Origin of the sequence: Pseudomonas sp. NPDC087804 (assembly GCF_044742965.1) — a bacterium.
Lineage (GTDB): Bacteria > Pseudomonadota > Gammaproteobacteria > Pseudomonadales > Pseudomonadaceae > Aquipseudomonas > Aquipseudomonas rustica.
On record NZ_JBIUVN010000020.1, the window covers coordinates 41,959 to 55,036 of the forward strand.

Genomic DNA, 13,078 nt, shown 5'->3' on the forward strand with positions numbered 1-13,078 from the left:
CTAAACTGTTCCGGTATTGTTTCACACAAGAATAAAATGCCCGTGAAATCGAGTGCTGCGTCATGACCAATCTCTTGCTCTACCAACGTATTGCTCAACAACTGGCCGAAGATATCCGTCGTGGTGTCTATCAACCGGGGGAGCGCGTGCCTTCGGTGCGCAAGATGAGTTCGCAGCTCAACGTCAGCCATGCCACGGTGTTGCAGGCGTACGCCAATCTCGAAGATCAGGGGCTGATTCGCGCCCGCCCGCAGTCCGGTTATTACGTCCACCAGACCCCCGCACTGACCGCGCCAACGCCGGACATTGCACGGGTTGAGCGTCCGGGTTTGGTGACGCGCAGCAGCATCATTCAACAGGTACTGGTCGAGTCGCGCCGCGAAGGTGTGTTCCCGTTGGGTGCCGCCGTGCCGAGCGTCGATTATTTGCCGGTGCGCGCACTGCATCAGCAACTGGCGAAAGTCACCCGGTTCCACAGCCCGCGCGCGTTCAGTTACATGTTCAGCCCCGGTTTCGAACCGTTGCGTCGGCAAGTGGCAATTCGCATGCGCGACGCCGGTGTCGTCGTCGATCCGTCAGAAGTGGTGATCACCCACGGTTGTGTCGATGCCTTGCAGATGTCGCTGCGCGTGCTGACCCGCCCGGGTGATCTGATCGCCGCCGAGTCGCCGACTTATTACGGCTTGCTGCAACTGGCTGATCTGCTTGGCTTGAAAGTCATCGAAATCCCGAGTGATCCAGCCACCGGCATGAGCCTCGAAGCTCTGCAACTGGCGGCCAACCAATGGTCGATCAAAGCGCTGGTGCTGACCACGCGCCTGAGCAATCCGTTGGGCGGCACCATGCCCGAAGAGCGCCAGAAACAGTTGCTGCGACTGGCCTCGGATTTCGATATCCAGATCGTCGAAGACGACATCTATGGCGAGTTGATGTTCGAGCAGGGCAAAACCAAAGCGCTCAAGGCTTATGATCGACTGGATCGGGTCATTTACTGTTCCAGTTTTTCCAAGACCTTGTCGCCCGGCGTGCGCATCGGCTGGATGATTCCCGGTAAATATCAGCAGGAAATCCAGCGTCTGCAGACCTTCAGCACCCATTCAGCCTGCAGCGTCACGCAGATGGCGATTGCTGCGTATCTGGAAAACGGCGGCTATGACCGGCATTTGCGCTACATCCGTCAGGAGTACCGCAAGAACCTCAGCGCTTTCCAGTTGGCGGTGCAGCAGTATTTCCCCGAAGGCACGCAAATGACCCGTCCTACCGGCGGTTTCATTCTCTGGGTGAGCTTGCCGGGGAGGGTGAATACGCAGGATTTGCACGTGCGCGCCTTGCAGCAGGGCATCAGCATCGCGCCGGGGCTGATCTTCAGTAATACCGAGCAGTTCAACCACTGTATCCGCCTGAATTGCGGCATTCCGTGGAACCGCGAGGCGGAGCGGGCGTTGATGACGCTGGGCTTGCTGGCAACGCAACTGTGTCAGGAAACGGCGGGCGGTTTCTGAACGAACGGCGCGTCATGCTTGTCATGTGACGTGCAACAGGCCAGCATATGGCCCTCTGCCGTTAATGTCGTTGGAGTTCATGAAAGCGATTTTTCCTGCCGCCTGGGTTGTGCTTTGCCTGCTGATGATCGGCCATGTGCCCGATGTCATGGCGTCTGGCCCGGAAAAACCGGCAGCGACCACGCCGGCGAAAAAAGCGCCGGCAGTGAAGAAGGCCGCAGCTGCGAAACCAGCCCAGCAGAAAATCGTGAAGAAACGCCCACCTGTGGCTTCCAAATCGAAGTCCGCCCGTGAAGTGGCGAAAACCCCGCTGCCGTCGACCAAACTCGATCTGAGCCTGCCCAAAGACATGGTTCAAGAGTTGAAGCCTAAGGGCACCGTCGAGATGCCCAAGCGCGAGCCGATCCTGCCGCAGATGTTCGGCGAGAAAAACACCGGGTTCCAGCTCAATGGCCGTTTGCTCAGCAACGAAATGCAGTTGCAGCTGCGCAACGAAGAGCGTCGGGAAGTGGAAGGCGCGGCGCTCGATTTCGAATTCAAGCAATAAACAGCACGTTGCTGTGACCCGCAGACCAGACGCTTTGTCGGAGACTGGTCAGTCACATTCAGTAATCGCTAAAAACCCCGGTTCAGGCAATTTAAAACAGCCGTTTTAGCGGTTACTCTGTTCCGCGTCCCTTTTACACATCGCCCGTCGCGAGGAAATGTTCGTCATGAAATGCCGTGAAGGCTGTGGCGCTTGCTGCATCGCCCCCTCCATCAGTTCGCCGATTCCCGGCATGCCTGATGGCAAACCTGCCGGCGAACGTTGCGTGCAACTCTCGGTCGAAAACCTGTGCAATATTTTCGGCCGCCCCGAGCGCCCGGCAGTCTGTTCCGGCTTCTCTGCGGACATTGAAGTCTGCGGCAGCAACTCGGAAGAAGCGATCAGGCTGATCGGCTGGTGGGAACAAATGACGGCGGCGTGATGTGTCAAACGAACGGAACTTCAACAATAAGGAATAAGACTATGGGTTCGCTGCATCGTATCGCTGTGTTGTGTGGTTTGACCGCTTTGCTGGCCACCTCGGTTGCCCAGGCGGAAGACTGGAAAGTCGCCAAGAACGAAGACGGCATCAAAGTCTCCCTGAGCGAAGTGCCGGGTTCGGACTACAAGTCCTATCAGGGCGTCGCGCTGATGAAGACCACCGTCGCCAAACTGCGCGCACTGCAGGAAGACGTGTCCGGCGCCTGCGCCTGGATTCACGAGTGCAAGACCCAGAAGCTGCTCAAACATGAAGGCGATCAGAGCTGGACTTACACCCAGTTCAACACGCCTTGGCCAGTCACCCCGCGTGACTCGGTACTTAAGGTCACCACCGTTGAAGGCGCCGACGGCAGCCTGACCCGCAACTTGGAAGGCCTGCCGAAGTACGTTCCGGAAGAAAAGGGCTTCGTTCGCGTTGAACAGGTCAAAGGCTTCTGGAAGTTCGTACCAAAAGGTGATCAGGTTGAAGTGACCTACCAGGTTCACACCGAGCCAGGCGGCAGCGTGCCGGCGATGGTTGCCAACAAGTTCGTGGTCGATGCACCGTTCAACACCCTCAAAGCTCTGAAAGAACGCGCCGAGAAGTAATCAGCCCGCTCTACACAAAACGCCCCGACCGATTCGGGGCGTTTTGTTTTGTATCTATATTGTGTTTCCAGATATGCGTTGCACGAAATTTTCACAAAGTGTTCCAGACAATTCGCCCGCGCTGTTTGCACGTTGCCGCTGTCTGCTGCCGCTTGAAATGAAACTGTCTGGCGGCGGGGCAGTAATCAATGGCAATGGTGCGAACGATCGTGCAACATTTGCGCACCGCGCACGCCCCGGGGCCTGGAATGGCCAATAGAGGGCAGGGCGCCGCTGTATTTTTGCAACTTTAACTAATGGGTCCTAAAACGACATGGCAAACCCGGACGCCCTGAATCAGCAGCGATCTTCTGCTCGCCTGCTGCAACCGACCGTCAAATCGCATCTGGCCTACACGCTGCTTTGTGCGCTGGTCATGATGGTGATGTTTTCCGTGCTGCGCCTCGCGCTGCTGGTCTACAACCGCGAGATGATCCTCGATACCCCCGCTTCGACCTTCCTCGAAGCTTTCGCCAACGGCCTGCGTTTCGACCTGCGCCTGGTGGTTTACCTGTGCATTCCGTTGGTACTGGCGCTGTTCAGCGCACGGGCCATGGCAGCACGCGGTTTCTTCCGTCTGTGGCTGACCATCGCTTCGAGCATCGCGCTGTTCCTCGGCCTGATGGAGATGGACTTCTACCGTGAGTTCCACCAGCGCCTTAACGGTCTGGTGTTCCAGTACGTAAAAGAAGACCCGAAAACCGTGATGAGCATGCTCTGGTACGGTTTCCCGGTGGTGCGTTATCTGCTGGCGTGGGTCGTCGGCACGGTGATTCTGACCCTGGCGTTCAAAGGCGCTGATCGTGCAACGCGTCCGCGCGGGCCGTTCAGCGGCGGTACCGTCAGCACCCGTCAGGTGGCGCCGTGGTACACCCGCGCTGCGGTATTCGTGGTGTGCCTGTTGATCTGCGTGGTTGCCGCGCGTGGCACCCTGCGTCAGGGCCCGCCAATGCGTTGGGGTGATGTCTACACCACCGATTCCAACTTCGCCAACCAACTCGGCCTCAACGGTACGCTGTCGCTGATCGCCGCTGCGAAAGACCGCATGGGCGAAGACCGCGACAACATCTGGAAAGCCACACTGCCGCAAGAAGAAGCGCAGAAAGTGGTGCGCGAGATGTTGGTGATGCCGGACGACAAACTGGTCGATGCCGACATCGCTGCCGTGCGTCGTGATTACACGCCGCCGGCCGACAAGACCCTGCCGATCAAGAACGTCGTGGTGATCCTGATGGAAAGCATGGCCGGTCACTCGGTCGGTGCATTGGGCGCGCCGGGCAACATCACGCCGTACCTCGACAAACTGTCGAAGGAAGGCCTGCTGTTCGACCGTTTCTTCTCCAACGGCACGCACACCCACCAGGGTATGTTCGCGACCATGGCCTGCTTCCCGAACCTGCCGGGTTTCGAATACCTGATGCAGACCCCGGAAGGCAGCCACAAACTGTCCGGCCTGCCGCAGTTGCTCAGCGCGCGTGACTACGACGACGTCTATGTCTACAACGGTGACTTCGCCTGGGACAACCAGTCGGGTTTCTTCAGCAACCAGGGCATGACCAACTTCGTTGGCCGTAACGATTTCGTCGATCCGGTGTTCTCCGATCCAACGTGGGGCGTGTCCGACCAGGACATGTTCGATCGCGGTCTGGTCGAGTTGAAGGCACGTGAAAACGGCAAGCCGTTCTATGCGTTGCTGCAAACCCTGTCCAACCACACGCCATACGCCTTGCCGTCGCCATTGCCGGTCGAGCGCGTCACCGATCGTGGCAGCCTCAACGAACACTTGACCGCCATGCGTTACTCCGACTGGGCGTTGGGTCAGTTCTTCGAGAAGGCGCGCAAAGAGCCGTACTTCAAGGAAACCCTGTTCGTCATCGTCGGCGACCACGGTTTCGGCAATGAGCGTCAGATCACCGAAATGGATCTGGGCCGCTTCAACGTGCCGATGCTGATGATCGCGCCGGGCATCCAGGAGAAGTTCGGCACCCGTGACCACACCGTGGGCACACAGATCGACATCGTGCCGACCATCATGGGTCGCCTCGGTGGCGAAGTGCGTCACCAGTGCTGGGGCCGTGACCTGCTCAACCTGCCGGAAGGCGACACCGGTTTCGGTGTGATCAAACCGTCGGGCAGCGAGCAGACTACTGCCATCGTCACCGCAGACCAGATTCTGGTACTGCCGAAAGACAAGGACATGTCGGCGAAGGTCTATCAGTACCAACTGGGCGCCACCCCAAGTGCCGAGGTTATTCCGGATGCACCACGCGCTGCCGAGTTGAAACACAAACTCGAAGCGTTCCTGCAAACGGCGACCAAGAGCCTGATGGACAACACCGCCGGTGTGATTAACGGCAAGCCGGACTAAGCGCTGTAAAGTAAAAGTCCGCGCAATAAAAAGAGGCCCTGAAAAGGGCCTCTTTTTTTTTGCCGGCTAGAGGGTTATATCCGACCCAGTAGCAACAGCACCAACAGCACGACCAGCACCACACCGATGATGCCCGACGGACCATAACCCCAACTTCTGGAGTGCGGGAAGACCGGCAGACCACCGATCAGCAACAGGATCAGGATAATGATAAGAATTGTGCCCATGTCGATTTCCTTGTTGAGAGAGTTCGAGAAGTCTTGGTGTTCAAGGGGCGACTGGAGACTAAGTAATTCCAGGCGGCTTACAAAATCCGACTGGTGCGAATGAAAGAAAATTCAATGTTTTTTTAATGTATTTGGATTAGTCGCTTATTTCCTTTGACGCAAAAAGATCGCAGCCTCGTTTCACTCGACAGCTCCTACACAAATCCATGTAGGAGCTGCCGAAGGCTGCGATCTTTTGACCTTGTATTCAGCAACTTGATGGAGCGTGGGCGCACACACAACCTTCGCTACACTCCGCGCATCTTCCCCAGAACAACAAGGCTGTGTGCTATGCAAAATCGCATGATGATCACTGGCGCGGGCTCAGGCCTGGGTCGCGAAATCGCGCTGCGCTGGGCGCGTGAAGGCTGGCAACTGGCCTTGTCCGACGTCAGCGAACCTGGCCTGCAGGAAACCCTGAAAATGGTGCGCGAGGCGGGCGGTGACGGCTTCATCCAGCGCTGCGATGTGCGTGATTACAGCCAACTCACAGCCTTCGCACAGGCTTGCGAAGAAAAACTTGGCGGCATCGACATCATCGTTAACAACGCCGGCGTCGCGTCAGGCGGTTTCTTCAGCGAACTGTCGCTGGAAGACTGGGACTGGCAAATCGCGATCAACCTGATGGGTGTGGTCAAGGGTTGCAAAGCGTTCCTGCCGCTGCTCGAACAAAGCAAAGGCAAGATCATCAACATCGCCTCGATGGCCGCGCTGATGCAGGGCCCGGCAATGAGCAACTACAACGTGGCCAAGGCTGGTGTCGTGGCGCTTTCAGAAAGTCTGTTGATTGAACTGGCGCAACAGGAAGTCGGCGTGCATGTGGTCTGTCCTTCGTTCTTTCAGACCAACTTGCTTGATTCTTTCCGTGGCCCGACCCCGGCAATGAAGGCGGCGGTCGGCAAGTTGCTGGAGAGTTCGCCGATTACCGCAGCGGACATCGCCGATTACATTTACCAGCAAGTCGCTGCCGGCGAGTTCATGATCCTGCCTCACGAACAAGGGCGCATGGCGTGGGCGATCAAGCAGAAAAACCCGCAACTGCTCTACAACGAAATGACCTCGATGGCGGAGAAAATGCGCGCCAAGGCCAAACAGAACAACGGCTGACCTTGCCCGCAGCGGATTGCGTCGTTAGGGTGGCCGCAATGGTCACCCTGTCGAGACGCGTCAATGCTCAATTACTTGTGGTTCTTCCTCGCGGCGCTGTTTGAAATCGCCGGTTGTTACGCTTTCTTCATGTGGCTGCGTCAGGGCAAAAGTGCGTTGTGGGTGATCCCGGCGTTGCTCAGCCTGACCCTGTTCGCGTTGTTGTTGACCCGTGTTGAAGCCAACTATGCCGGCCGTGCTTATGCCGCTTATGGCGGGATCTACATCGTCGCGTCGATTGGCTGGCTGATGGTGGTCGAGCGGGTTCGTCCGTTGGGTTCGGACTGGATCGGCGTGGCGCTGTGCGTGATCGGCGCCAGCGTGATTCTGTTCGGGCCGCGGTTTTCCGCTGCCTGAATTATCGATTTGTCGGAAGCGTCTGACAGCCAAGGGCTTGCCAAGCTGTAGGGCAAGACTGAATTGCCGGCCACACATTGTGGCGCGCCGGCAAGCCGCGCATCTTCAGGGTTTGCCACCCCCTGAAGGACGAACCCCATGCTTGTACTCAGCCGTGTTGTCGGTGAGTTGATTTCCATCGGCGACGATATTTCCCTGCGCGTGCTGTCCGTCAACGGCTCCAGCGTGCGCTTTGGCGTCGAAGCGCCGAAGAAGATCAATGTGCACCGCGCCGAAGTCTATGAACGAATCCAGCGCAAGCAGGCCCGCGAAGGGGCCCGCTGAGGATTTCAGTCGAATAGATGCTTGGGCACATCGTGCTTGAGCATCAACTGGCACTGCTCGCTTTCCGGGTCGAAGACGATCAACGCCTGGCCTTTGGTCAGCGCCTGACGCACGCGCAGCACGCGGGTTTCCAGCGGCGTGTCATCGCCGTTGTCGGTGCCGTCGCGGGTGACGAAATCTTCGATGAGGCGGGTGAGGGTGTCGACTTCAAGAGCGTCGTAAGGGATGAGCATGGGCACCTCGGCTGAATCAATGTCGGGATGCTACGGCGATTGCCGGTTGGCTGCCAGTTTTGTGTAGTCAGTACCGGCCTCATCGCGAGCAAGCTCAGCTCCTACAGGAAACGCGGTCAACTGTAGGAGCCGAGCTTGCTCGCGAAGGCGGCCTAATGGTCACATTAATTGTCGGAGCGCTGCCCTACCAGACTATCCACCGGCGGCACCCGCGTTTCGCTCTCCATCTGCGTGTCATGTTCAATCTGATGACTGAAGCGATCCAGCGAAGCATTCGCCGGCGCCGCATCACTGGCAAACACCGGTGGGCTCAAGATGTACGCGCCCAACAATCGGCTCAGCGCGGCCAGACTGTCGATGTGCGTACGCTCATAACCATGGGTCGCATCGCAACCAAACGCCAGCAGCGCGGTACGAATATCGTGCCCGGCGGTCACCGCCGAATGCGCATCGCTGAAGTAATAACGGAACAGATCACGACGCACCGGCAGCTCGTTTTCAGCGGCCAATCGCAGCAAATGCCGTGATAGGTGATAGTCATAAGGCCCGCCGGAATCCTGCATCGCCACGCTCACCGCGTGTTCGCTGGAATGCTGTCCCGGCGCGACCGGCGCAATGTCGATGCCGACAAATTCACTGACGTCCCACGGCAATGCCGCCGCCGCGCCACTGCCGGTTTCTTCGGTGATGGTGAACAGCGGATGGCAATCGATCATCAGTTCCTGACCGCTGTCGACGATGGCTTTCAGCGAAGCCAGAAGCGCAGCAACGCCAGCCTTGTCATCGAGGTGACGGGCGCTGATGTGGCCACTTTCGGTGAACTCCGGCAGCGGGTCAAACGCCACCACATCGCCAACACTGATGCCCAGCGAATCGCAATCGGCCTTGGTCGCGCAGTAGGCGTCCAGACGCAATTCGACGTGATCCCAGCTGATCGGCATTTCATCCACCGCGGTGTTGAACGCATGCCCGGACGCCATCAACGGCAACACACTGCCGCGAATCACACCGTTGTCGGTGAACAGGCTGACACGGCTGCCCTCGGCAAAACGGCTCGACCAGCACCCGACGGGGGCGAGGGTCAGACGACCGTTGTCCTTCACCGCGCGGACAGCGGCGCCGATGGTGTCGAGGTGTGCGGAGACTGCGCGGTCAGGGCTGTTTTTCTTGCCCTTGAGCGTGGCGCGAATGGTGCCGCGCCGGGTCATTTCGAACGGGATGCCGAGTTCTTCGAGACGCTCGGCGACGTAACGCACGATCGTGTCGGTGAACCCGGTCGGGCTGGGAATGGCGAGCATTTCCAGGAGGACTTTTTGCAAGTAGTTGAGATCCGGTTCGGGGATTTGTGGGGTCATGGAAACTCCTGATGGGTTGAGCACTGATCGTTCCCACGCTCTGCGTGGGAATGCAGCCCGGGACGTTCTGCGTCCCAAATGGACGCGGAGCGTCCGGTGAGGCGTTCCCACGCAGAGCGTGGGAACGATCAGGAAGGGGTTAAACAGCCGGCTGACTGTGCGGAAACAACAAATCAACAAACCGCTCAGCCGTCGGCTGCGGTTCATGATTGGCCAACCCGGCGCGTTCGTTGGCCTCGATAAACACGTACTCCGGCTGATCCGCCGCCGGCACCATCAAATCGAGGCCAACCATGGGAATGTCCAGCGCCCGCGCCGCACGCACCGCCGCGTCGACCAGCGTCGGATGCAGAATCGCCGTCACATCCTCCAGCGTGCCACCGGTGTGCAGATTCGCGGTACGGCGCACAAACAAATGCTCACCCGCCGGCAGAATGCTGCTGTAGTCATACCCGGCCGCATGCAAGGTGCGCTGGGTTTCGTGATCCAGTGGAATCTTGCTCTCGCCACTGGTGGCCGCTTGCCGACGTCGACTCTGCGCCTCGATCAATGCGCCAATCGAATGCTGACCATCGCCAACCACTTCCGCCGGCTTACGAATCGCTGCTGCGACCACTTCAAAACCGATCACCAGAATTCGCAGATCAAGGCCTTCGTGGAAGCTCTCCAACAGCACTCGGCTATCAAATTGTTTCGCCGCTTCGATGGCCTGCTGCAGCTCTTCGATGTTCTGCAGATCCACCGCAACGCCCTGGCCCTGTTCACCATCGAGCGGCTTGACCACCACCCGTTGATGCTCATCGAGAAAGGCCAGATTGTCGTCGGCATTGCCCGCCAGTTGCTGCGAGGGCAGGTTCAGACCGGCCGCTTTCAGTACTTTGTGCGTCAGGCTTTTGTCCTGACACAGGCTCATGCTGATCGCGCTGGTCAGGTCGCTCAGCGATTCACGGCAACGCACGCGACGGCCGCCATGGCTGAGCGTAAACAACCCGGCGTCGGCGTCGTCGACCTGCACGTCAATGCCGCGCCGATGTGCTTCTTCAACGATGATCCGCGCATACGGATTGAACTGCGCCTCCGGCCCAGGGCCAAGAAACAGCGGCTGATTGATGCCGTTTTTGCGCTTGATCGCGAAGGTCGACAGGTTGCGAAAACCGAGCTTGGCGTAGAGGTTTTTCGCCTGACGGTTGTCGTGCAACACCGACAGATCGAGATAGCTCAACCCGCGACTCATAAAATGCTCGACCAGATGACGCACCAGCACTTCGCCGACACCCGGCCGCGAGCACTGCGGATCAACCGCCAGGCACCAGAGGCTGCTGCCGTTTTCCGGATCGTTGAACGCCTTGTGATGATTCAGGCCCATGACGCTGCCGATCACCGCGCCGCTGTCCTCATCCTCGGCCAGCCAATACACCGGGCCGCCCTGATGGTGCGGGGTGAGCAGGGTGGAGTCGATCGGCAACATGCCGCGCGCCTGATACAACAGATTGATCGCCTGCCAGTCCGCCTCGTTCTGCGCCCGGCGAATGCGGAACCCGCGAAACACGCGGGTGGCCTGACGGTAATCGCTGAACCACAAACGCAACGTGTCGGACGGATCGAGAAACAGCTGCGTCGGTTCCAGCCCGAGAATCTGCTGCGGCGCAGCCACGTACAGCGCAATATCGCGTTCGCCGGGCTGCTCGTTGAGCAGTTCCTGCGCCAACGACGCCGGGTCAGGAAAGGTGTGGCCGATCAGCAACCGGCCCCAACCGCAATGCACCGCAATCGGCTCGGCGGCCAGCGCGCTGCCGTCTTCAGCCAAACGTGCCTGCAAGCGTTCATAGGACGGGGTCTGACCGCGAATCAGCCGTTGGTTGATGGCCGTGGCGTGGGGTTTCATCGATCAGATTCCTTGTTCACTGAGCCACAGGTTCAGAGCAGCCAGTTGCCACAGTTTCGAACCGCGCAACGGCGTCAGTTGGCCTTGCGGGTCGGTCAGCAATTTATCGAGCATGGCCGGGTTGAACAGGCCGCGATCCTGACTCGGATCGAGCAGCAGTTCGCGCACCCAGTTCAGCGTGTCGCCTTGCAAATGCTTGAGGCCCGGCACCGGGAAGTAGCCTTTTTTACGGTCGATCACTTCACTCGGAATGACCCGGCGCGCGGCTTCTTTCAGCACCTGCTTGCCGCCATCCGGCAGCTTGAATTTGCCCGGCACACGGGCCGACAGTTCAACCAGTCGGTAGTCGAGAAACGGCGTACGCGCTTCCAGGCCCCAGGCCATGGTCATGTTGTCGACACGTTTGACCGGGTCATCGACCAGCATCACCGTGCTGTCCAGACGCAGCGCTTTGTCCACAGCGGCGTCGGCGCCGGGCTGTGCGAAATGTTCCTTCACGAAGTCGCCGGCAGCGTCATTTGCAGTCAGCCATTTCGGTTGCACGGTGGCCGCGTAATCGTCGTAACTGCGGTCGAAAAACGCGTTGCGATACGCCGCGTACGGGTCGGCCGCGCCGTCGACTTGCGGGTACCAGTGATAACCGGCGAACAACTCATCCGCGCCTTGGCCGCTCTGCACCACCTTGCAGTGCTTGGCCACTTCACGCGACAGCAGATAAAAGGCGATGCAGTCATGGCTGACCATCGGCTCGCTCATCGCGCGGAACGCGGCGGGCAATTGTTCGATGATTTCTTTTTCGTCGATGCGCAGCTGATGGTGCTGCGTGCCGTAGTGTTTGGCGATCAGATCGGAGTACTGGAACTCGTCACCGCGCTCGCCGCCGGCATCCTGAAAACCGATGGAAAAGGTCGACAGATTCTCCACGCCGACTTCACGCAACAGACCGACGAGCATGCTCGAATCGACACCGCCGGACAGCAGCACGCCGACATCGACGGCGGCACGTTGACGAATAGCCACCGCTTCGCGAGTGCTGTCTAGCACGCGGTCGACCCAGTCTTCCAGCGTCAGATTTTTCTCGTCGTCGTGTGGGCCGTAAGGCAGCGTCCACCAGGTTTTCTGCTCGGTGGTGCCATCGGCTTCAACGCGCATCCAGCTCGCTGGCGGCAGTTTTTCAATACCGGCCAGCAAGGTGCGCGGCGCAGGCACCACGGCGTGGAAATTCAGGTAGTGATTGAGCGCCACCGGATCGAGGATCGGGTTGATGTCGCCGCCCTTGAGCAGCGCCGGCAGGGCCGAGGCGAAACGCAAACGCTGGCCGGTGCGCGACAGGTACAGCGGCTTCACGCCGAGACGGTCACGGGCGATAAACAGACGCTTGGCGTCGCGCTCCCAAATGGCAAAGGCGAACATGCCGTTGAGTTTCGGCAGCAGCGCTTCGCCCCAGGCGTGATAGCCCTTGAGCAGCACTTCGGTGTCGCCACCGGAATAGAAGGCATAGCCCAGTGCTTCGAGCTCAGCGCGCAATTCCGGGAAGTTATAGATCGCGCCGTTGAAGGCCAGCGACAGGCCGAGTTGACTGTCGACCATCGGCTGCGCCGAACCGTCCGACAAGTCCATGATTTTCAGGCGACGATGGCCCAGGGCAATCGGCCCTTGAGCATGAAAGCCCCACGCGTCAGGGCCGCGAGGCGCCAGGTGATGGGTGATTCGCTCGATGGCTGCAAGGTCTGCAGGTTGTTGATCAAAACGTAACTCGCCAGCTAATCCGCACATAAAGTCCTTACCGGTTTTTCCGTTGGGGAGGGTATTTCTTCAGCGGCCGACATGGCCGGTACTCAGAAACTGACCCGGTGCGATTGTGGGAGTTTTAGAACGATGAGTTATAAGCGCGTATATCCGACAGCGCGTAATGACAAAGCGAGGGCCGCACCACTTACCAAATGATCGAATTTAAATGGCGGTATATAGATATTTTATCGGTGCAA

The 13,078-nt window shown here is 59.0% G+C and carries 13 protein-coding genes; 8 read left to right on the forward strand and 5 right to left on the reverse strand.

Annotated features, from left to right (window positions below):
* Positions 1 to 62: 62 nt before the first annotated feature.
* The 5 genes from ACIOMO_RS20875 (at position 63) to ACIOMO_RS20895 (ending at position 5,524) form a co-directional block, all read left to right on the forward strand.
* Complete coding sequence (locus ACIOMO_RS20875; RefSeq protein ID WP_053122520.1) at positions 63 to 1,502, forward strand: PLP-dependent aminotransferase family protein; 1,440 nt, start codon at positions 63 to 65, stop codon at positions 1,500 to 1,502.
* 79 nt (positions 1,503 to 1,581) lie between these two features.
* Positions 1,582 to 2,049, forward strand: a complete 468-nt coding sequence (locus tag ACIOMO_RS20880; RefSeq protein WP_053122518.1) for a hypothetical protein — start codon at positions 1,582 to 1,584, stop codon at positions 2,047 to 2,049.
* 166 nt (positions 2,050 to 2,215) lie between these two features.
* Positions 2,216 to 2,470, forward strand: coding sequence for a YkgJ family cysteine cluster protein (locus ACIOMO_RS20885; protein ID WP_401243336.1), 255 nt, complete (start codon positions 2,216 to 2,218; stop codon positions 2,468 to 2,470).
* Between the two features lie 41 nt (positions 2,471 to 2,511).
* Positions 2,512 to 3,117: an START domain-containing protein gene (locus ACIOMO_RS20890; RefSeq protein ID WP_401243339.1), complete on the forward strand. Its 606-nt coding sequence runs from the start codon at positions 2,512 to 2,514 to the stop codon at positions 3,115 to 3,117.
* Between the two features lie 313 nt (positions 3,118 to 3,430).
* Entirely contained in the window at positions 3,431 to 5,524 is a 2,094-nt protein-coding gene (locus ACIOMO_RS20895; RefSeq protein ID WP_401243342.1) for an LTA synthase family protein, read from the forward strand.
* A gap of 74 nt (positions 5,525 to 5,598) precedes the next feature.
* On the opposite strand, the gene ACIOMO_RS20900 is transcribed toward ACIOMO_RS20895, so the two are convergent.
* Positions 5,599 to 5,757, reverse strand: coding sequence for a DUF3309 family protein (locus tag ACIOMO_RS20900; RefSeq protein ID WP_169432680.1), 159 nt, complete (start codon positions 5,755 to 5,757; stop codon positions 5,599 to 5,601).
* A gap of 324 nt (positions 5,758 to 6,081) precedes the next feature.
* Here ACIOMO_RS20900 and ACIOMO_RS20905 point away from each other — a divergent pair, with 324 nt between their 5' ends.
* From ACIOMO_RS20905 to csrA, 3 genes are all read left to right on the forward strand, one after another.
* Positions 6,082 to 6,897, forward strand: coding sequence for an SDR family oxidoreductase (locus ACIOMO_RS20905; protein ID WP_053122510.1), 816 nt, complete (start codon positions 6,082 to 6,084; stop codon positions 6,895 to 6,897).
* Between the two features lie 63 nt (positions 6,898 to 6,960).
* Positions 6,961 to 7,293, forward strand: coding sequence for a YnfA family protein (locus ACIOMO_RS20910; protein ID WP_053122508.1), 333 nt, complete (start codon positions 6,961 to 6,963; stop codon positions 7,291 to 7,293).
* Positions 7,294 to 7,431: 138 nt separating this feature from the next.
* A complete protein-coding gene (gene csrA / locus ACIOMO_RS20915; RefSeq protein WP_401243347.1) occupies positions 7,432 to 7,617 on the forward strand; it encodes a carbon storage regulator CsrA in 186 nt (61 codons plus the stop codon).
* A 5-nt stretch (positions 7,618 to 7,622) separates the two neighbouring features.
* On the opposite strand, the gene ACIOMO_RS20920 is transcribed toward csrA, so the two are convergent.
* From ACIOMO_RS20920 to ACIOMO_RS20935, 4 genes are all read right to left on the reverse strand, one after another.
* Positions 7,623 to 7,850: a YheU family protein gene (locus tag ACIOMO_RS20920; protein ID WP_003192759.1), complete on the reverse strand. Its 228-nt coding sequence runs from the start codon at positions 7,848 to 7,850 to the stop codon at positions 7,623 to 7,625.
* Positions 7,851 to 8,014: 164 nt separating this feature from the next.
* A complete protein-coding gene (locus ACIOMO_RS20925) occupies positions 8,015 to 9,205 on the reverse strand; it encodes an osmoprotectant NAGGN system M42 family peptidase (RefSeq protein WP_053122504.1) in 1,191 nt (396 codons plus the stop codon).
* A gap of 139 nt (positions 9,206 to 9,344) precedes the next feature.
* Complete coding sequence (ngg, locus tag ACIOMO_RS20930; RefSeq protein ID WP_401243351.1) at positions 9,345 to 11,090, reverse strand: N-acetylglutaminylglutamine synthetase; 1,746 nt, start codon at positions 11,088 to 11,090, stop codon at positions 9,345 to 9,347.
* A 3-nt stretch (positions 11,091 to 11,093) separates the two neighbouring features.
* The gene (locus ACIOMO_RS20935; RefSeq protein WP_212548994.1) at positions 11,094 to 12,866 is read right to left on the reverse strand and encodes an N-acetylglutaminylglutamine amidotransferase; all 1,773 of its coding nucleotides are present in this window, start codon (positions 12,864 to 12,866) and stop codon (positions 11,094 to 11,096) included.
* Between the last annotated feature and the right edge of the window lie 212 nt (positions 12,867 to 13,078).

Bases quoted from the DNA above. Each gene is read 5' to 3' on its own strand.
- ACIOMO_RS20875 (WP_053122520.1), top strand. From the start codon at position 63: ATGACCAATCTCTTGCTCTACCAACGTATTGCTCAACAACTGGCCGAA.
- ACIOMO_RS20880 (WP_053122518.1), top strand. From the start codon at position 1,582: ATGAAAGCGATTTTTCCTGCCGCCTGGGTTGTGCTTTGCCTGCTGATG.
- ACIOMO_RS20885 (WP_401243336.1), top strand. From the start codon at position 2,216: ATGAAATGCCGTGAAGGCTGTGGCGCTTGCTGCATCGCCCCCTCCATC.
- ACIOMO_RS20890 (WP_401243339.1), top strand. From the start codon at position 2,512: ATGGGTTCGCTGCATCGTATCGCTGTGTTGTGTGGTTTGACCGCTTTG.
- ACIOMO_RS20895 (WP_401243342.1), top strand. From the start codon at position 3,431: ATGGCAAACCCGGACGCCCTGAATCAGCAGCGATCTTCTGCTCGCCTG.
- ACIOMO_RS20905 (WP_053122510.1), top strand. From the start codon at position 6,082: ATGCAAAATCGCATGATGATCACTGGCGCGGGCTCAGGCCTGGGTCGC.
- ACIOMO_RS20910 (WP_053122508.1), top strand. From the start codon at position 6,961: ATGCTCAATTACTTGTGGTTCTTCCTCGCGGCGCTGTTTGAAATCGCC.
- csrA (WP_401243347.1), top strand. From the start codon at position 7,432: ATGCTTGTACTCAGCCGTGTTGTCGGTGAGTTGATTTCCATCGGCGAC.
- ACIOMO_RS20920 (WP_003192759.1), bottom strand. From the start codon at position 7,850: ATGCTCATCCCTTACGACGCTCTTGAAGTCGACACCCTCACCCGCCTC.
- ACIOMO_RS20925 (WP_053122504.1), bottom strand. From the start codon at position 9,205: ATGACCCCACAAATCCCCGAACCGGATCTCAACTACTTGCAAAAAGTC.
- ngg (WP_401243351.1), bottom strand. From the start codon at position 11,090: ATGAAACCCCACGCCACGGCCATCAACCAACGGCTGATTCGCGGTCAG.
- ACIOMO_RS20935 (WP_212548994.1), bottom strand. From the start codon at position 12,866: ATGTGCGGATTAGCTGGCGAGTTACGTTTTGATCAACAACCTGCAGAC.